The sequence below is a fragment of the Thalassotalea eurytherma genome (assembly GCF_030161415.1).
GTDB classification, from domain to species: domain Bacteria; phylum Pseudomonadota; class Gammaproteobacteria; order Enterobacterales; family Alteromonadaceae; genus Thalassotalea_G; species Thalassotalea_G eurytherma.
In genome coordinates this window covers 212,831-232,142 of record NZ_BSSU01000001.1, presented here as the reverse complement: position 1 = coordinate 232,142, position 19,312 = coordinate 212,831, and the positions used below count along the sequence as shown (strand labels likewise).

20 protein-coding genes are annotated in these 19,312 nt (G+C 41.4%); 15 read left to right on the top strand and 5 right to left on the bottom strand.

Going from position 1 to position 19,312, the window contains the following annotated elements; all coding sequences use genetic code 11:
- Positions 1-47: 47 nt before the first annotated feature.
- The 5 genes from QQK02_RS01035 to QQK02_RS01015 are packed head-to-tail and all read left to right on the top strand — an operon-like array spanning position 48 to position 3,907.
- A complete protein-coding gene (locus tag QQK02_RS01035) occupies positions 48-773 on the top strand; it encodes an SURF1 family protein (protein WP_284206074.1) in 726 nt (241 codons plus the stop codon).
- Positions 774-777: 4 nt separating this feature from the next.
- Positions 778-1,341, top strand: a complete 564-nt coding sequence (locus tag QQK02_RS01030; protein ID WP_284206073.1) for a hypothetical protein — start codon at positions 778-780, stop codon at positions 1,339-1,341.
- Position 1,342: 1 nt separating this feature from the next.
- Complete coding sequence (locus QQK02_RS01025; RefSeq protein ID WP_284206072.1) at positions 1,343-2,335, top strand: COX15/CtaA family protein; 993 nt, start codon at positions 1,343-1,345, stop codon at positions 2,333-2,335.
- A 9-nt stretch (positions 2,336-2,344) separates the two neighbouring features.
- Positions 2,345-3,256 (top strand): heme o synthase, encoded by a 912-nt coding sequence (gene cyoE, locus QQK02_RS01020; protein WP_284206071.1) that lies wholly within the window; start codon positions 2,345-2,347, stop codon positions 3,254-3,256.
- Between the two features lie 24 nt (positions 3,257-3,280).
- Positions 3,281-3,907, top strand: coding sequence for an SCO family protein (locus tag QQK02_RS01015; RefSeq protein ID WP_284206070.1), 627 nt, complete (start codon positions 3,281-3,283; stop codon positions 3,905-3,907).
- Positions 3,908-3,972: 65 nt separating this feature from the next.
- Here QQK02_RS01015 and QQK02_RS01010 read toward each other — a convergent pair whose 3' ends face one another.
- Complete coding sequence (locus QQK02_RS01010) at positions 3,973-4,995, bottom strand: polysaccharide deacetylase family protein (RefSeq protein ID WP_284206137.1); 1,023 nt, start codon at positions 4,993-4,995, stop codon at positions 3,973-3,975.
- A gap of 100 nt (positions 4,996-5,095) precedes the next feature.
- Here QQK02_RS01010 and QQK02_RS01005 point away from each other — a divergent pair, with 100 nt between their 5' ends.
- The gene (locus tag QQK02_RS01005; RefSeq protein ID WP_284206069.1) at positions 5,096-6,418 is read left to right on the top strand and encodes an MATE family efflux transporter; all 1,323 of its coding nucleotides are present in this window, start codon (positions 5,096-5,098) and stop codon (positions 6,416-6,418) included.
- A gap of 55 nt (positions 6,419-6,473) precedes the next feature.
- On the opposite strand, the gene nfuA is transcribed toward QQK02_RS01005, so the two are convergent.
- Entirely contained in the window at positions 6,474-7,052 is a 579-nt protein-coding gene (gene nfuA, locus QQK02_RS01000; RefSeq protein WP_284206068.1) for a Fe-S biogenesis protein NfuA, read from the bottom strand.
- 187 nt (positions 7,053-7,239) lie between these two features.
- On the opposite strand from nfuA, the gene QQK02_RS00995 reads away from it, so the two are divergent.
- Positions 7,240-9,801 (top strand): M14 family zinc carboxypeptidase, encoded by a 2,562-nt coding sequence (locus QQK02_RS00995; protein ID WP_284206067.1) that lies wholly within the window; start codon positions 7,240-7,242, stop codon positions 9,799-9,801.
- 4 nt (positions 9,802-9,805) lie between these two features.
- On the opposite strand, the gene QQK02_RS00990 is transcribed toward QQK02_RS00995, so the two are convergent.
- Complete coding sequence (locus QQK02_RS00990; protein ID WP_284206066.1) at positions 9,806-10,543, bottom strand: ComF family protein; 738 nt, start codon at positions 10,541-10,543, stop codon at positions 9,806-9,808.
- A 72-nt stretch (positions 10,544-10,615) separates the two neighbouring features.
- Between QQK02_RS00990 and bioH the strand changes: the two genes are divergently transcribed.
- From bioH to QQK02_RS00975, 3 genes are all read left to right on the top strand, one after another.
- Positions 10,616-11,392: a pimeloyl-ACP methyl ester esterase BioH gene (gene bioH / locus QQK02_RS00985; protein ID WP_284206065.1), complete on the top strand. Its 777-nt coding sequence runs from the start codon at positions 10,616-10,618 to the stop codon at positions 11,390-11,392.
- Between the two features lie 105 nt (positions 11,393-11,497).
- On the top strand, positions 11,498-11,770 hold the full coding sequence (locus tag QQK02_RS00980) for a flagellar basal body rod C-terminal domain-containing protein (RefSeq protein ID WP_284206064.1): 273 nt from the start codon (positions 11,498-11,500) through the stop codon (positions 11,768-11,770).
- A gap of 17 nt (positions 11,771-11,787) precedes the next feature.
- Positions 11,788-12,732: a putative metalloprotease CJM1_0395 family protein gene (locus QQK02_RS00975; protein ID WP_284206063.1), complete on the top strand. Its 945-nt coding sequence runs from the start codon at positions 11,788-11,790 to the stop codon at positions 12,730-12,732.
- Positions 12,733-12,807: 75 nt separating this feature from the next.
- Here QQK02_RS00975 and pyrE read toward each other — a convergent pair whose 3' ends face one another.
- Together pyrE and rph are read right to left on the bottom strand one after the other, a co-directional pair.
- Positions 12,808-13,449, bottom strand: coding sequence for an orotate phosphoribosyltransferase (pyrE, locus tag QQK02_RS00970; protein WP_284206062.1), 642 nt, complete (start codon positions 13,447-13,449; stop codon positions 12,808-12,810).
- Between the two features lie 24 nt (positions 13,450-13,473).
- Entirely contained in the window at positions 13,474-14,187 is a 714-nt protein-coding gene (gene rph / locus QQK02_RS00965; protein ID WP_284206061.1) for a ribonuclease PH, read from the bottom strand.
- Between the two features lie 196 nt (positions 14,188-14,383).
- Here rph and QQK02_RS00960 point away from each other — a divergent pair, with 196 nt between their 5' ends.
- The 5 genes from QQK02_RS00960 (at position 14,384) to QQK02_RS00940 (ending at position 19,243) form a co-directional block, all read left to right on the top strand.
- Positions 14,384-15,448 (top strand): cytochrome-c peroxidase, encoded by a 1,065-nt coding sequence (locus QQK02_RS00960; RefSeq protein ID WP_284206060.1) that lies wholly within the window; start codon positions 14,384-14,386, stop codon positions 15,446-15,448.
- A 115-nt stretch (positions 15,449-15,563) separates the two neighbouring features.
- Positions 15,564-16,088, top strand: a complete 525-nt coding sequence (locus QQK02_RS00955; RefSeq protein WP_284206059.1) for a thioredoxin family protein — start codon at positions 15,564-15,566, stop codon at positions 16,086-16,088.
- 10 nt (positions 16,089-16,098) lie between these two features.
- Positions 16,099-16,737 carry a gluconate 2-dehydrogenase subunit 3 family protein gene (locus tag QQK02_RS00950; protein ID WP_284206058.1) on the top strand — a complete coding sequence of 213 codons (639 nt, stop codon included), beginning with the start codon at positions 16,099-16,101 and terminating at the stop codon, positions 16,735-16,737.
- On the top strand, positions 16,734-18,425 hold the full coding sequence (locus tag QQK02_RS00945; protein WP_284206057.1) for a GMC family oxidoreductase: 1,692 nt from the start codon (positions 16,734-16,736) through the stop codon (positions 18,423-18,425). Before QQK02_RS00950 ends, QQK02_RS00945 begins: the two co-directional genes overlap by 4 nt.
- A gap of 113 nt (positions 18,426-18,538) precedes the next feature.
- Positions 18,539-19,243, top strand: coding sequence for a 2OG-Fe(II) oxygenase (locus QQK02_RS00940; protein WP_284206056.1), 705 nt, complete (start codon positions 18,539-18,541; stop codon positions 19,241-19,243).
- Positions 19,244-19,312: the final 69 nt, after the last annotated feature.

Genomic DNA, 19,312 nt, shown 5'->3' with positions numbered 1-19,312 from the left:
TTTTCCATTATTGTTATTATTTTCCGCAGAACATTCGGCCAATAAACATGCTTAAGCGTTTTACCCGATATATTCTTTTGAGTTTATTTACCTTGCTCGTTTTTTCGACATTAATCAAGCTCGGCCTTTGGCAACTCGATAGAGCTAATGAAAAAGATGCTCGCATAGAGCAGATGCAAGTATGGCAAAAACAAGGCGGTGTATCGCTAAACAAAGCATTAAAGGTTTACCAACAAACACCCGAGCTTGCTAACGACATACTAGTATTAGAAAGCGGCCAATTTATCGCCTCTCCCCTCTTGTTACTCGACAACCAAGTCGATAATGGCCGATATGGCTTTCGCGTACTCCAAGCCTTTGAAACAGCGTCCAATACAGTATTAGTCAACCTTGGCTGGATACAAGGAGACCGTTCGAGACAAACCATGCCTACAGTTTCATCGTTAACGCAACTGTATACCCTCAAAGGAAGCGTCAGAATTGTTGAACCTGGCATACAGTTACAAAACCAAATTCTAGAGGAAAAAGACGGCCCTATCGTTATTCAGCAAATTGAACTAGATAAAATTTCTCGATTAATTAATAAACAACTATTGCCCTTTGTTATCTACTTAGATAAAAATGAAGACATAGGGTATAAAAAAGATTGGCAACCTATCGTGATGCCACCTGAAAAGCATCGTGGTTATGCGTTTCAATGGTTCTCTTTAGCAATCGCATGGGTAACCCTAATGGGTTTTGCCGCCGTAAAATATAAAAACAACAAGGCGTAGCAGTATGGATAGTCCTAAAATCAAAAAAAATAGACGAAGCTTTGTGCTTTTACTTATCGCATTTATTTTGCCGGTTATTTTGGCCAAACTTGCTTTAGAGCAACAATGGTTCAACTATGGCGTGACAAATCAAGGACAGCTTGTTGCTGGTGAGTTAACGTTAGAAAATACGGGTATTGCGTTAACTCAACCGAAAGAAAAGCAATGGCTCATGCTGTATGTGATGCCGCAAGACTGTCAAAGCGCCTGCGACCAAATGCTTACCGGTGTAAATAATACATATATTGCACTTGGTAAAGAAATGCCAAGAGTGACACCCGTTGGCCTATACCAACAAGCCATTTCAGCGCAGTCGCTATCTACCATTCGTCAGCAAGATTGGTTATTTACCGAACTGACTCAACATACCAAGCAGCACCTTGAACAAAACCATATCTACATTGTTGATCCATTAGGCAATATTGTTGTTAGTCATGCGATCCCACCTCAATCAGAACAAATTCCAGCTTTTGGCAAGGCCGTCGTTGCTGACTTTAAGAAGTTATTGAAATATTCAAGGATTGGCTAACATGAAAAACTTACGCGTATTGGTCGTTATTTCAATTATTTTAGCCATCGTGGTTGTGACACTTGGCGCTTATACACGCCTCACACATGCCGGTCTTGGTTGCCCTGATTGGCCCGGTTGTTATGGTCAATTAGATGTACCACAAACGGCTGAGCAAATAGCAAAAGCCGAGCAAGCATTTCCCGAACGACCTGTTGAAGTGCAAAAAGCGTGGAACGAAATGATTCATCGCTACTTTGCTGGTGCATTAGGTTTATTGATTCTAGCAATTGCGATTATTTCATACCGTAACAGACACCTTGGAACACCGTTATTTTTGCCGTTTTTCCTACTCGGCATTGTCACGTTTCAAGCCGCTTTAGGCATGTGGACCGTGACCATGAAATTGATGCCTATTGTCGTAATGGGGCATTTACTTGGTGGATTTACCACCCTGTGCTTATTGTTCTTACTTTATTTAAGGCTGTCGGATTATCGGGTGCCAGAAGGCGATTTCGCTGTTAAAAAGTACGCTAAATTTGCCAGTATTGGGGTGCTAATTCTTACGCTACAAATTGCACTAGGCGGATGGACATCGTCAAATTACGCGGCGTTGGTTTGTACAGAATTACCGATTTGTCAGCAACCATGGGTTGAAAACCTTACCTTTGAAGACTCATTTGACGCAATTCCTCCCAAACGAGATACCTATGAGTATGGGCATTTAGACCATTATGAACGTGTGACCATCCATGTAATGCATAGAATCGGCGCAATCATTACTGCCGCTTACTTATTGTGGTTAGCAATACGTATTCTAATGCGCTCCCAAAGCCAACTGATCCGGCAAACCAGTGTACTGTTAACCCTTGTCTTAGCGATACAGGTCGCACTTGGTGTCAGCAATATTGTTCTCTCTTTACCGCTCGCTATTGCGGTTAGTCACAATATCGTGGCCGCTTGTTTAATGATGGTACTTATCAAGCTCACCTATACCCTAAAGCGTAAAATCTAAGGAGCACTTATGCCTAAATCTACCAGTTTAACGATGCCAATAAGTGTTCAAGATAAAGCGACTTGGCGTGACTATTACGAGCTAACTAAGCCACGTGTTGTTGCATTATTAGTATTAACCGCGCTTGTCGGAATGTGCTTATCAACACCGGGCATTATTCCATGGCAGCTACTTATTCCAGCGATGTTAGGCATTGGACTTATATCGTCAGCTGCTGCCGCAATTAATCATATTGTCGATGAACGTATCGACGCTATTATGGCACGTACACATAAGCGCCCATTGCCAAACGGCAAGGTCAGCCAACCTAATGCAATTTTATTTGCAAGTACGCTAGCGCTTATTGGCTTTGTCATGCTTTATAGCTTAGTGAATCCATTAACGGCGTGGTTAACGTTATCTGGTTTGGTTGGTTATAGCTTTATTTACACCATGTATTTAAAGCGAGCAACACCGCAAAATATCACCATAGGTGGCTTAGCTGGAGCAATACCACCATTGCTAGGTTGGACAGCAATGACGAATGAAATTCATGCCAATGCGTTGCTGTTAGTATTACTTATCTTTACGTGGACCCCACCACACTTTTGGGCGTTAGCGATTCACCGTAAAGATGACTATGCCAAAGTAAATATCCCTATGTTGCCAGTAACTCATGGCGTTACATTTACTAAAACACAAATATTGCTATATACGGTGCTACTTTTTGTCGTGGGTTTAATCCCTTATTTAGTCGGCATGAGTAACTGGCTGTATCTAATTGGCGCTATCGTCTTAAATTTAGTTTTCTTTGCCTATGCTTGGAAGTTAAAATTCAATGCCGATGAAAATACAGCGATGGATACATTCAAGTTCTCAATTATTCATTTGATGCTGTTATTTATCGTTTTACTTGCCGACCATTACTTACTACCGCTTTAAGTAGCTTATTTAGGATTCTGTTGTATGCACAAAGTTGTATTACCCGTCATCATCGCAGTAGTTGCTGCGCTTTCGGGTGTTTTTCTCTATCAAAAGCTTATGCTGGCTGAGCCAGAGCATAGCCTTTATTACCAGTCACCACGAGAAGTAAAGGCTTTTGAATTTACGGATCACCAAGGAAATAGCTTCACTAATCAACAACTTAACCAACAGTGGTCTTGGGTGTTTTTTGGCTATACATCGTGTCCTGATATCTGCCCAACAACACTTCAAGAGCTTAATTTTGTTTACGATGATCTAAAGAAAGTGGCAAACAATACACAAGTATTACTTGTCAGTGTTGATCCAAACAGAGACACACAAGAAAGGCTTAACCAGTACATTCCCTATTTTAATGAAGAGTTTTTTGCCCTTAGAGCTGGCCATGATGTGCTATTTCCTTTTGCACGTAATTTAGGCTTGATGTACTCGGTACATGACGACACCACGCAAGAAAACTACCTAGTTGATCACAGTGCTTCGGTTGTTTTAATCAACCCTGACGGTGACATTGCAGCGATTTTTAAACCCGATCACGAGCTAGGTAAACTGCCAATTGTAAAAGGTGATGATTTGCTTGTTGATTTTGAAAAGATCGTACGTCTATATTAAATGAAAAAGGTCAGTGTAAAAATTACGCTGACCTTTCATTAGTTTCGTGATTAATAGTTAATGAATTACAGTGGAAACCATTGACCATCTTCTTTCATCACAAACCAAGGTTTTGAATACCAATAATAACGACTTGGTTTACTGATACTTGGCGCTGTGCAGTTACAGCGTTGACGACCGGGTTTAAGACCATCAGATAAACTCACCTTAAATGTCGTTTCATCCAGCCAAGTAACCTCTTGCTTGCCTAAGCCCGACACATAACAAGCGAGTAATTTAGGATAGAAATCTAGATTATTAACTTTCAGCACTAGTTCATTAGTAGCGCCATGGTTAACAACCGTCACTTTACTTTGCTCAACAGGCTCAAGATCAAATGCTAATGTATTGAGCTTATCTGATAAGCTAGAGAGCTTGTCATAAGGTTGTGAGACAGGAAAACGCGGTACAATGCTGGTATCGGTAAAGTTACCAACGGCACCTGATTGTTGAGTAAACGCTATAAAATTATTCTCTCTCAACCAGCTCTGCATTTCTGGCGTGTATTCGCCATAGGGGTATGCGTACAAACGCACATTTTGCTCAGTTTTTTCTTTAATACGCGCTTCGGCTTGCTCAATTTTCTTACCTTGCATTTCAACCCATTGGGTCATTGAAGTACCCGTTGGTATTCTCGCTAACGAATCATGCGTCATCCCGTGGTTAGCAATGGTTGCACCATGTTCGGTTAATGCTTTAAGTTGCTGCCAAGTCAACGAGCTTGCATTTTTCTCGTCAATCACCGCAGGGTTTACAAAAATGGTGTAAGGAAAGCCAAATCGTTCAAGCTCAGGTACCGCATGTGCTAACAAATTTTTGTAGCCATCATCAAAGGTGATGGCCACATGGTTAATCACGTTGTGCCCTTTGGCGACCTTGTTCATGAGTTCAGGCAAAGAGATGACTTGATATTGCTTTTCTTTAAGCAAATTTAAATGCGCCGTAAATTGTTCAGGCGCAATACTGGTGATTTTAGGTGTTTCAGTACTCACATGATGATATTGCAAAACCACAGCCGCTTGAGATCTTGATATACTCAATAAGCTCACAACACACAAGAATAGAAAAAAAGTATAAAACGATTTATGAATGGTCGTTAACCGTTGCATAATATTTATCCTGAAACATACAAACATAAAGAGTATCGGATTGACCCCTTTCTCACAAATGGCACATAAACCTTTATTTGCGCTCGCCGTGCCAATGATTATCTCCAATATCACGGTGCCACTATTAGGTTTAGTTGATACGGCCGTCATCGGTCACTTACCGCACGCATATTATCTTGGAGCAAGCGCCGTTGGAGCCATGATTATAACCTTTATTACGTGGTTATGTGGGTTTTTACGCATGTCTTCCGTGGGATTATCTGCGCAAACTTTAGGAAAACAAGATCCAGAACAAAGTTTTCTCGTACTGGTGAGAGGTTTACTTGTTGCCATTGCTATCGCGTTACTGGTTATAGTGTGTCAAACGCCCTATTTTGATCTCGCATTTTACTTGGCTGGTGGCTCTGAGGAAATTCAGTTTTATGGCAGGAGCTACACCGATGTCCGTATTTGGGGCCTGCCCGCTTCATTAGGTAGCTTGGTTGTTTTAGGCTGGCTGTTAGGTCAACAACAAGCCAAACCGGTAATGTGGATACTGATTATCACAAACCTGTGTAACCTGATCCTCGATTTGCTCTTTGTGCTTGGCTTTAATTGGGGGTTACTCGGTGTTGCATGGGCAACATTAATTGCGGAATATCTTGGATTTCTTACAGGCCTCTTTTTTATATCTATTTATTTTAAGCAAAAAGTTAACGCTAAAATAAACTATCAAGCGGCATTAGCGCACCTATTTAATGTCACTAAGCTTAAGCATTACTTTGCATTAAATAGAGATATTTTAATTCGCACCTTATGTCTTGAAATTTGCTTTGTTTTTATCACCTTTCAAGGGGCTAGGCTGGGCGACGAAGTGGTCGCAAGTAACGCAATTTTAATGAATTTCATATTGCTGATTTCTTTCGGTCTCGATGGCATTGCTAATGGCGCAGAAGCCATGGTGGGAGAAGCTAAAGGCGCAAACAATAACAAGCGATTAAAAACAATCGTTGATACCTCTTTATTTTGGACCTTCCTTTTTGCGGTTTGTTATAGTGTGTTTTTTGCCTTGGGTGGCCAATCATTTATTCATTTAATTAGTGATATACCAGCAGTAAACACACTAGCAAGTACTTACCTACCATGGATTATTGCACTGCCATTGCTTGCCTGTTGGTGTTACCTTTATGACGGAATATATGTTGGTTTAATGAGAGCAGATATCATGCGAAATAGCATGATCATTTCAACCTTTGGTTGTTTCTTTCCTGCTTGGTATTTTTTGCAATCGTTTGGCAATCACGCTATTTGGGCGGCGTTTTCACTATTTATGGTTGTCAGGGGAGTAAGCCTTGGCTGGCATTTCCACAAAAAAGTGATGTAAAAAAAGGGTCAGCGCTCATCAGCGTTGACCCTTTTCTAGAAACTTGGACTATCGGTTAGTAGTAAGAATGCTCACCACGTTGATGTTCAGTCATATCACGAACACCTTTAATTTCATCACCCATGATATCGGTAAGCTGTTTTTCAATACCGTCTTTAACAGTAACATCAATTTGACTACAACCATTACAGCCACCGCCAAATTGCAGCACCGCATAACCATCTTCGGTAATTTCCATTAACTTACATTCACCACCGTGACCTGCAAGTTGCGGGTTTACTTCAGCCTGTAAAAAGTAATCAACACGGTCAAATAAAGGTGCGTCGTCAGCAACTTTACGTAATTTAGCATTTGGTGCTTTAAGCGTTAACTGTGAGCCCATTTGATCAGACGTAAAATCAATTTCCGCATCTTCTAAAAACGGCTTGCTATCAGCATCAATAAACGCAGAAAAAGCTTCAAATTTTAATTCTAAATCTTCTGGCTCAACCGCATCAACCGGACAATATGAAACGCCACACTCAGCACTTGCTGTGCCAGGGTTAACAACAAATACTCGAATATTGGTACCTTCAGCTTGTGAAGATAAAAGCTTAGCAAAGTGTGCTTGGGCTGTGTCAGAAATGGTGATCATAAAAGCTTTTCTCTCGTTTAAACTACACGACGTTATTACCTGAGTAAATTACTCAGGTATGGTATTTTACTCTGCATTGACAACAATAACTAGTGGCTGAAAATAACAATTGTAAATAAATTAGCGCCGACTGGTTTAAGGGCTGATTGTTTGGTATCTTGTGACAGTCGAATTTAGGAGAAATATCATGTTGTTATCACGTTTGTTACTACTGTTGATTGCGTTTAGCGCGAGCGCCTGGGCATTACCCGTAGAGCAATATCTGCCTTCAAATGGACAATATGATATGTCGATTCCAAAACCTGAGCAGACACTGGGTTTTGAAGTTGGCGAACGCCACGTAAGGCACTGGCAAGTGGTTGATTATTTAGAAAACTTAGCAGACACCAGTGAGCGTGTATCGATAGAAGAATTTGGTAGAACTTTCCAACAACGCCCGCAATTATTAGTCACCATCTCTGCGCCAGAAAACTTAACAAAGGTAGATGAGTTATTGGCTAACCGCCAATTACCTAACAACTTATCTGCTAAAGATGAGCCTCTCGTCATTTGGCTTGGTTATAGTGTACATGGTGATGAAATTTCAGGGACAAATGCAGCGCTAGTTGTTGCTTATCACCTTGCAGCTAGCCAAGACGAAGCAGTAAAGAATTTACTTAAAGAAGCGATTATTGTTTTAGAGCCATCAATCAACCCAGATGGTATGGATCGTTTTGTGAATTGGGTAGACACGTTTAGGGGGGCAACGTTAAATACCGATCCTAATCACATTGAGCACCATCAAAACTGGCCAACAGGCCGCACCAACCACTTCTGGTTTGATTTGAATAGAGATTGGTTGCTGCTGTCGCAAATTGAATCAAAGAATCGTATTAAGCAATTTCACAAATATGCACCTCACGTGCTTGGTGATTTTCATGAGATGGGCGCTAACAGCACCTACTTTTTCCAACCGGGTATCCCTTCTCGTACTCACCCATTAACACCAGAAGAAAATGTTAACTTGACCAATGAACTAGCTAACTATCATGCCAGCGCCCTTGATCAAACCAAACAGCTGTATTTTAGCCAAGAGTCGTTCGATGATTTTTACTATGGTAAAGGTTCAACCTACCCGGACATTAACGCAAGTGTCGGCATCTTATTTGAGCAAGCAAGTTCTCGTGGTTATGCCCAAGAAACAATTAACGGTGTACTGACTTTTGAGCAAACCGTAGCAAACCAAGTCATCACGTCTTTATCAACCCTTGAAGGCGCTTGGCATAACCGTGACCGTCTGAAAAAACACCGTAAACAGTTTTATTTAGATGGCTTTAAACTCGCGAGTAATCAAAATTTTAAAGGATATCTATTTACCGTTGAGGGAGACGATTATCGTCTTAATAGCTTTATCGAAAAGCTACAATCACATCAGGTAAAGGTTTATCAAACGCAGCGAAATTATAAAACTAACGGCAAGCAATTTAACGCCCGTAAAAGCTTTTATGTGCCGCTTGCACAAGAGCAATATCGTATTATTGAAGCGATGTTTAACCAGCAAACAAACTTCAGAGACAATACCTTTTATGATGTTTCAGGCTGGACAATTCCGCTTGCGATGAACATCACTTTTGAAAAAATATCTAAAACTTCAGGCTTAGGGTTAGCCAAACAAAATTATCAAATTAACAATGAGGCGACAGCGCCGTTTAAAAACGGCGCCTATGCTTATGCGTTTGATTGGGCTCACTCTCTTGCGCCTAAATTACTTAATCAGTTGTTATCTCATGGAATTCAGGCTCGCGTTGCTGTTAAGCCATTTAGTGTCGCGGTAAACGGCACGGAAACAGATTTTCGTACCGGCAGTATTATTTTGCCGGCAGGAGTACAGCAAGTTGCTGATTGGCAGTCAATTGTCGCTCAGTTTAGCCAAGAAAATAGCATCGACGTTTTGCCACTAGATACTGGTCTCACTGCAAAAGGTATCGACTTAGGTAGTCGAAATATGCAGGTAATTAGCCCAATAAAAGTCCTGATGGTTGGTGGTAAAGGGGTATCGCAATACGAGGCTGGCGAAGCAATTTATTATCTCGATAGGCTAATGGGCATTCCGGTTAGTGTTGTTGAGATGCAAAGACTTGCTCGCGTTAACTTTTCAGATTACACCCATGTCATGCTAGTTAATGGCAATTATTCGGCGATTCCAGAGCGTGCTGTTAATAATCTAGCCATGTGGTTAGAAAAAGGCGGCGTCCTGATCGGGCAAAAAAGTGGCGCCAAGTGGCTTGCGCAGCAAGAGTGGCTTAAAGCGGATTTTGTTAGCAAGAAAACACTTGATGAATTATTTGATAGCAGTGGTTTAAGCTACGGTGATAAAGAACAATTAGCCGCTAGAAAGCGTATCGCCGGCGCTATTTACCAAGGAGAACTCGACTTAAACCACCCACTTGCCTTTGGTTACAACAGTGAAAATTTGCCACTATTTAAAAACTCTACGTTGATCATGAAGCAGGCAAAAGCGCCGTTTCTCAGCGTGGTCAATTATACTGAAACGCCATTACTCAGTGGTTACAGTGATCGTAATTTAGTAAATCAAATTGCTTCTAATTCGGCGATGATTGCGCATAACTACGGAGCAGGCAGAGTGATTGGTTTTACTGATAATTTAACCTTTAGAGGTTATTGGTTAGGTAGTGCAAAGTTACTTGCTAATAGCTTGTTTTTCAGCAAAGCATTTTCGGTAAATGCACCAAGACAAGCGGAAGAATAAGTCACTAACGTTTAACGGCAACAGCAATCGTTAGCACCGTAACATGTTTAGCACCGGCTTGTTTTAACTGATTGGCTATTTTATTCACAGTACTACCTGTGGTTAATACGTCATCAAAAAGAATGACATGCTGATCGTCAAGTCGGTAGGTAGTGTTAACTTGAAAATTTCGTCGCCTTGCTCGGCGACGAAAACCGCTTAAACCCGCCTGTTTAGTTTCATCACGTAATTGAATCATTAAATCTGGCACATAGTTGTATTGATTTTTTGCATTGCACCGCTTAATAATTTCGTGACACTGATTAAACCCTCTAAGCGACCACTTTTTAACATGAATAGGTACAACTGTTAGCACCGGGAAAACTGTTGACTGTTCAGTACGGTTAGTAGCTACTGGCAGATTAGCTAAATGAGATTCTATTAACTGTGCGAGTAATCTTGTCAGTTTCGTTTGTCGGCTATATTTAACTGATTTTAGCCAATGACTTAACGGCGGTTGATAGTCACTAAAGCTATAAAGCTCGTCAATGAATTGATGTTCAATATTATTTGCTATTTGAGGTGAATCAAGTAAATCGTCGACTGGCCAACATGGCAGTTCAGTTAAACAGTGGCCGCATACCATTTCGGTAATAGCGCAATTATTACCACATAAAAAACAATGGGTTTTAAGCTGAGTGATGAGATGAGAAGGCAGTTGAGTAATTGCAGTGCCCAAACTATTTAATAGATTTGCCATCATCGTCCATTCCATAAACCTAACTGCTCACGTAAAATATGATGTCTAAAGCAGCTAATCATCCCTAACATAATAATGGCCGAAAATAATCACATTTCCAGTAAAGCGCTAAAACAACCGCTTGTTTTTCTACATGGCTGGGGCGTAAACGCCGCAATTTTTGATCCCGTGGTTAAGCAACTTTCAACAAACTACCAAGTTATTTGTCTCGATTTACCGGGTTTTGGCGACCAAGTTGAGCAATTTCCAGCACTTTACTCACTTGCCAATGTAGCAAAAGAGCTAAGCAATACTATTCCGCCAAGCTCAATTGTCATTGGTTGGTCGTTAGGTGGTTTAGTGGCAACACAGTTAGCCCTAGAATATCCAGAGAAAGTCGCCAAGTTAGTGACGATTGCCTCAAGCCCTGCTTTTGTTGCAAAAGACAATTGGCCGGGAATCAAACCTGACGTTCTGGCTATGTTCCATCGGCAATTAGAAGGCGATATAAGTAAAACACTTGCTGGCTTTTTAAAACTACAGGCAATGGGCAGCCCACATGTGCGAGATGACATACGCATTATCAAACAACTGGTGGAGCAAAAACCACAACCATCAAAAACCGTGCTTGATAGTGGCTTGGATATTCTGGCAGATGTTGACTTACGCGATCAGCTGAAAAATATCAGCCAACCGTTTTTACGTATTTACGGTAAATTAGATGCATTAGTACCACACAAAGCTATTGTACAAATTGATGATATGGCTCCCGCCAGTAAAAGCTGTATTTTGCCGAAAGCATCTCATGCGCCGTTTATTTCTCATCAAGTTGAATTTATTGAGGTTTTAGATTCTTGGATAAAGACCGATTAAGTACCGCTTAGTTTATCAGGCCAGATAGCAGTAATAGCTAGACTTTTCGAGGTTTTTGGTCAATAATTAAACGAATAATTTCTATCTTTAAGTGTGGAGGCTTTTATGGAAATTCAATCAGCATTTAATGCTGGCGTTGAGGGGTTCAACAATGCCACTGAAGCTGCAACAGAGGCTGCAAGTAATATTGCACGCGAAACAGCGCGCACTGAAGAGCCAGAACAAACTTTAGAATCAGCACCTTCTCAATTACAACCTGTTAATTTAACAGAAGAAGTTGTGAACTTACGAGTAGCTGAAGTTCAAGCTCAAGCGTCTGCACAAGCCATTCAAACAGCTGATGAAACCTTAGGTTCATTGCTCGACGTTACCGTTTAGCCAAGCCCTTAGTCCTTATGAATATCACGCCGCAAGTTACACAACTTCCACTCGCTACTGTCGTTAACCCACAGACAGATAGCTTGCGCCGTGAAAATAATCAACGTGAAGTTATCACACAACCAAGCGCAATTAATCCTTCATTAGCAGAGCAAAAAGTTGCTGGCGACAAAGATCGGGTAAAAACGCCTGGCCAACTTAATGAGCAAATTGATTTTGCAAAGCTAGAGAAAAACGCGTCACAGGCAAAAGAAAAAATTAACGGTCAGGAAGAAAACTCAAACTCTGACCAAAATCAGCAGCAAACTGCTAATCAATCGACTCGTGAAGAGTCAACATCTGAAGAATCAAACCAAGAAAGTGCTGCTGAGCAAAAAATCATAGAGCAATTGAAAGCTCGTGATGCTGAAGTACGTATTCACGAACAAGCGCACGCTACCGTTGGTGGCACTTACACGGGCTCACCTAGCTACAGTTATGAAACAGGCCCAGACGGCAAGCGTTATATTGTTGATGGTGAAGTGTCGGTAGATTTATCTAGAATACCTAATGATCCTCGCGCCACTATTGTAAAAATGCGCAAAGTACATGACGCAGCGCTAGCGCCTGCTGAGCCTTCAGCACAAGATCGAAAAGTTGCACAAAAGGCAAGCAGCATTATTTTGCAATCACAAGCTGAACTGCGTGAACAACATACCGGTGTAAGCGAGGCTAAACCAAGCAGTATTGGTACAACAAAAGCAACGCTTGGTGAGCAAACCGATGAGCAATTAGCAAGCGAAGAAAAGGCCAGTAAAGACTTCGACCAATTTATTAATGAAACGCTAAAATCACAAGAAAGTATCGCGCCAACGCAGAGTAACATAATGGCTGAGCGTGCTACCGTAATTGAAAGCTTGTATGCAGAGGTAGGCAATGCATATCAAAAACCTCCGCGCTCTCAATTTGAATTAACCGCATAAATTTCATAAATAAAAAAAGGGCAGCGTATTCATACGCTGCCCTTTTTGTTTATTCTAAACGATACATTCAATCATTTAGATGCCGTAATCTTGGCGGTATTGCTTAATATTTTCTAAATGCTCAGCCATTTCAGGCTTGTCTTCCAAATAGCTAATTAAATCACCTAGTGTAACGATAGAAATAACGTGCGTACCAAAATCACGCTCAACTTCTTGAATGGCAGATAGTTCGCCTTTACCTTTTTCTTGACGATCTAATGCAATTAATACACCTGATAACTCAGCGCCATTGGCTTTAATAATTTCCATCGACTCACGAATTGCAGTACCAGCCGTGATCACATCGTCAACTAGCATCACTTTACCTTCAAGTGCACTACCAACTAAGTTACCACCTTCACCATGCGTTTTCGCTTCTTTACGGTTAAAGCAATATGGCATATCCATATTATGATGATCGGCTAACGCAACCGCTGTTGTGGTAGCGATAGGAATACCTTTATAAGCTGGACCAAATAGTAAATCAAAGTCGATATTCGCGTCAGCAAGTGCCGAAGCATAGTAACGACCTAAACGCGCTAAATCGCCGCCGGTATTAAATAAACCCGCATTAAAAAAGTATGGGCTTGTGCGGCCAGATTTTAACGTAAACTGACCAAAGCGAAGTACCTGCTTAGACAAAGCAAATTCAATAAATTCTTTTTGATAGGCTTTCATGTGCTTTCCTACTATTTTTCCAACTTAGTTTAATGCTGATTTTTGCGCATCGAACAGTTCAGCAATACCATGTTTTGCTAACTGCATCATTTCATTCATTTCGTCAAAGCTAAACGGTTCTTCTTCAGCCGTACCTTGTACTTCAATTAGCTTGCCCGTATCAGTCATCACAACATTCATGTCTGTTTCTGCTGCAGAATCTTCAACGTATTCCAAGTCAGCAATTGGTACACCTTGGTAAATACCTACTGAAACCGCCGCAATCATGTGTTTTAACGGGTTGGTTTTAATGATTTCTTTCGCGCGCATATAGTTTAATGCTTCAACCAATGCTACACATGCACCGGTGATAGAGGCAGTTCGAGTACCGCCGTCGGCTTGAATAACGTCACAATCAATTGTAATCGTGTTCTCGCCAAGAGCAGCTAAATCAACCGCAGCTCTCAGTGAACGAGCGATTAAACGTTGAATTTCCATTGTGCGACCACCCTGCTTACCCGAGGCAGCTTCGCGGCGCATACGTGTATGAGTAGAGCGCGGCAACATGCCATACTCAGCCGTGACCCAACCTTTACCTTGGCCTTTTAGAAAACGAGGAACACCTTCTTCTACCGTAGCTGTGCATATAACTTTGGTATCACCAAATTCGATTAAAATTGAACCTTCAGCATGAGCTGTAAATTGACGAGTAATCGTCACTGGGCGAATTTGCCCCGGAGTTCTACCACTTGGACGCATGACACGATATTCCTATAAATCTAAAATTGGCGTAATTATAATGGCAACTGAACAAATATGACACTGCAGATTGCTATCTATTTGATGAGATGTTTAGTTTTTAATGGTTAATCACTTTTTGATGTAGTCGACATTTTTTAGACATACATTGGGCTAACCTCGCCGTGAATCCGTCATTGATATTTAGGGTGTTAATATGAATAAATTCGCTGCGTTAGCTTTACTGTGTGGTTGTCTATTAGGTTGCCAAGAAAACGAAGGCAACACGAACGTTCGAGATTACAGTGAGCATTTTAGTGTTCTTCCTGAAGTGGCTTCTTTTCCCAAAGACAATCCATATTCGATAGAAAAAGCCAAACTTGGAGAATTTTTGTTTTGGGACCCTATCCTTTCTGGCGCAGAGAATGTCGCTTGCGCGAGTTGCCATCACCCAGATTTCGGTTGGGCAGACGGCAGAGCGTTTTCAATTGGTGCAGATGGCGTTGGACTGGGCCCTGAACGATTTGGTTTTGCAATCACCCCAATACATTCACCAACCGTTGCAAACACCGCATTTAACGGTCTAGAAAACAATACCGACCTTGACGCGTTTGTAGCTGGCCCTTACTTTTGGGATCTTCGCGCGGCATCACTTGAAGCGCAAAGTTTAGGGCCCATCGCGAATGAAATAGAAATGCGCGGAAAGCATATTTCGCAAGAGGATATTTTCCCGCTGATCGAATCACGTTTAACAAACATTCAAGCGTATCAAGCGTTGTTTAAAGATGCGTTTCCAGAGCATACTGAAATCACTATCGATTTAGTGGCCAAAGCACTAGCGACCTACCAACGCACCTTAACAGCAAACAATAGTCGCTTTGATCAGTTTATAGCGGGCGACACAACGGCTTTAACCTCTGAAGAAGTTGCTGGCTTAAACACCTTTATTGACGCGGGTTGTGTTCGTTGTCATGGCGGGCCTATGCTGTCAGACAACCTTATTCACGAATCACAACCCGTACTTCAAGGTTTACCAGCGGTTAGAACACCAAGTTTACGTAATGTTTCTGCCACTGCACCTTATATGCATACTGGCGAGCGTGATACGTTGCGCAGTGCAATTGATATATATGAAGGTAGAGACGATCTTGAAGTGAGTTTTGGAGATGATCAAATCTCAAATCTTGAAGCTTTTTTACGTACATTAGATACGCCGGAACTATCCAAAACAATACCAGATTACGTACCCAGTGGCCTGTCAATTGGAGGCGACATTAACTAAGCTATCACTTATACTGATTTTATACTTCTTGCTCACTAAACTGTTTGTTTTGAAAGAATGTATTAACTAACTAGGTCTGTTAATACGTTAACCAAGAAATAGGAAAATCAGAATAATGAAATTTGTGCTCAGTGTTTTTTTCTCTCTGGCACTTGCTGGGCAAGTGTCAGCATCTCCCACTTTAGAAGCTTCCCTAGCTAATCCTTTACCTGAATACAGCAAAGGCTTTGATGAACAACGTGACCCGTTTAAAGACGCTGTTCATGCCATTAATTTAGCGCAAGAAACGAATCGCAACATCCTCATAAAAATAGGCGGCAAGTGGTGCGGCTGGTGTCATAAAATGGATAAATTCTTAACAGATAATCCCGACATTTATCAGTCCTTACATAACCACTTTGTGCTACTTAAAGTAAATGTAAGTGATACCAATGAAAATGCTGATTTTATGAAGGGGCTACCTCCTGTTGAAGGCTATCCGCACATGTACGTAACAACAGGACATGGAAAAATGCTGTTATCTAAAGATACCGCAGAGTTTTTAGACGACCTCGAATATTCGAGAAACCAGTGGCAAACGTTTATTGAAAACTGGCAACCCAACGGTGAGAAAGCAGTCGCTATTCAAGCCGGCAATTAGGAGCGTATTCGTGTCTTTTTTTGACAGAAATTACCAAATACCGTCATGGTACACAAACAAAGTATCTCGACGTGCTGTGCTTAAATCAGCCGCAGGTGCAACAGCTATTGTTGCCATGCCAACCTTGGCATTATCGGCCGTCAAAACTGCCCAGCCAAATCTAACCATAGAGCCTTGGTTAACCTTAGACGCCGTTGTTAACCACCTACTACCAAGCTCTACTTCAGGCCCCGGAGCTAACGAGTTACAAATCACGCAATATCTTTATGTATTAATCAGCACTCAGCCGATTGATGATGCAGAAAAAGATTTCATCAAAAAAGGGGTGGGTTGGCTCAATGGTTATAGTCAAAGCCAAACCAAACAGAATTTTGCTCAATTAGATACCAGTAACAAAGAGAAAATGCTCAAGGCGATCAGTAAATCAGACGCTGGTTACAACTGGATAGACACCTTAATAAATTACATTTACGAAGCTTCTTTGTCGGCACCTAGCTACGGTGGCAACCCTAATGGCATTGGCTGGCAATGGCTAGAACACCAGGGTGGTTTTCCACTGCCTCCAGAAGGTAAACGATATTTTGAATTGCCCGGCTCTCACCGAATTTCAGTTAGCCAAGTGACTGTAGAGGAAACCACAAAATCATGAGTTACGATATTTGTATTGTTGGTAGCGGCGCAGGTGCTTCTCCTATTGCACATCAACTTTCACTCGCAGGCGCTAAGGTAATTGTTTTAGAAAAAGGCCCTTGGTTAACGGAAGAAGACTTTTATAAAGACGAAATTGCGATTAGCTTACGTGACGCTTATAACCCAAAGCTTACTGAAGAGCAGCATGTCATCGAAGAAGAATATGAAGATGAAAATGGTGAGTCGTTTTGGCAAAAAGAAGCGACAAGCAAATCTGGTTGGAGCTTTTGGAATGGCACCGTAGTAGGTGGTTCTTCAAACTTTATGAGTGGTTACTTTCATCGGTTAAAGCCGATTGATTTTCGCCTAAAAACAGAGTTTGGTGAAATTGAAGGCGCCAACGTTGCCGATTGGCCAATTAGTTACGATGAACTTGAGCCGTATTACACCATGGTAGACCACATTGTTGGCGTGTCAGGCAAAGCCGTTGACCACCCTTTTAAAGAGCCAAGAAGTGAAGCTGATTTCCCCTACCCACCAATTGCTGAACACCCTATTTCACAATGGATAGACAAAACAGCGAGCGAGTTAAATTATCACAGTATTCCGGTGCCTCGTGCCGTGTTGTCGCTGCCAGCAATGGGTAGAAGAAGTTGCGAATACTCAGGCTATTGCAGTAGTTATGGGTGTTCGTCAGGCGCTAAAGGTAGCGGTAGAGCAGCGCTGCTAAATCATGCCGTTGCTTCAGGTAATTGCACCATTACCCCTCATGCAAAGGTTCATAAAATTGCTACAGATAGCCAAGGTGAAATTTCTGGCGTGTGGTATTACGATAAAAAAGGCAAAAGCCAAGAAGTAAAAGCCAAAATTTATGTAGTAGCTTGCCAAGCAGTAGAAACATCTCGTTTATTGTTAGCCTCTACGGGTGAAAAATTCCCTAACGGCTTGGCAAATAACCATGGCCAAGTAGGTAAAAATTTAGTGTTTAGTGCTGGTGGAACAGGGCGTGGTGATTTCCTTTTTGACGACTTAACTGAAGAACAAGAAGCGCAAATTAGAACGGTAGGCCCATTCATCAACCGCGCACTACAAGACTGGTATGAAATAGACGATAAAAGTTTTGGCAAACGCGCTAAAGGCGGAACAATCGACTTTTTGTTCTACCAAAACCCGATTGCCCGTGCACGTGGTTCACAGTATGACAATAACGACAATTTAGTATGGGGCGAGCAGCTAAAAACTAACCTTAAACAAGAATTTACTTCTTATAAAACACTACGTTTTGAAGTATTTAATGACTGGTTACCAACAGATAACTGCTTTGTGGAATTAGACGCCGACGAAACTGACAAATGGGGCGACCCTGTCGCTAAAGTACGTATTGGCTTTCATGAGCATGATTTAAAAGTTGGTGAATACATCGCGGAAAAGGCAGAAACGGTATTACAAGCAATGGGGGCGAAAAACGTATCGTCTTCAGTAAGCTCATATCCGCCAACTAACCTGATGGCTGGCGGTTGCCGATTTGGTGACGATCCAAACACATCGGTATTAAATAAGAATTGCCAAGCACATGAAGTTAGCAATCTTTATGTCACCGACGGCTCGTTCATGCCTACGGGTGGCAGTGTCCCTTACACCTATACTATTTATGCCAATGCCTTTCGTGTTGCACAAGTCATCAAAGAGCACTGGAAAAAAGCCTAAACCTTTATATTGGGAGTCAATCGGCTCCCATTCTTCTTCGCAAATAACACTACCTCAAATGTAAATTAAACGTTAATATCGATACAAACAATACTAAGAGCTTTACCAAAGCCATGCATCATTTTATCGTTGAGTTTAAAAACGCGTTACCTGAATTAACCTGCCAACAGATCATTGAAAAATTTGAACAAGATAAGAATAAACAACAAGGCCGTATAGGCTCTGGTGTTGATATTAGTAAGAAAAACAGTATTGATATCCATTTGTCTACGCTGGCTCATTGGAAATCAGAGCACCAACAAATCAACAATTTAGTGTTTCAAGGATTGCTTCAATATATCAAAGCCTACCCTCATTTAATCACGGGAGCGATAAGCCCTAGCATTCAAGATGCAACAACAGGAAAACAAACAACATTAACGCCTGAGATGATTAGTAAACTAGATGACGCGCAGTTACTACCTATTGTTGAGAGCATTTTTGAGTTAGATGCGATAAACCTGCAAAAATATACTGCCAAAGAAGGTAATTTTGGTCACTGGCATTCAGAGCACTTTCCACACCCAACCGATACCAAGCAAAAAAGCTTACACCGAGTATTATTGTGGCTTATTTACCTTAACGATGTAGAAGAAGGTGGAGAAACAGATTTTTTATATCAACAAGCGAGTTTAAAACCAAGTACAGGCAGCTTAATTCTCTCACCATGCGGATTTACTCATACTCACCGAGGCAGAACGCCAATATCGCATGACAAATATGTGCTAGCGTCTTGGGTTAACTACAAACAAGCCGCCCAGTTATATGGCCGCAAATAATACCTAGACAAACTCACTATTGATTTCTAGCTGTATTGCGAATACTCAGGCATAATTCCACCGTTCATT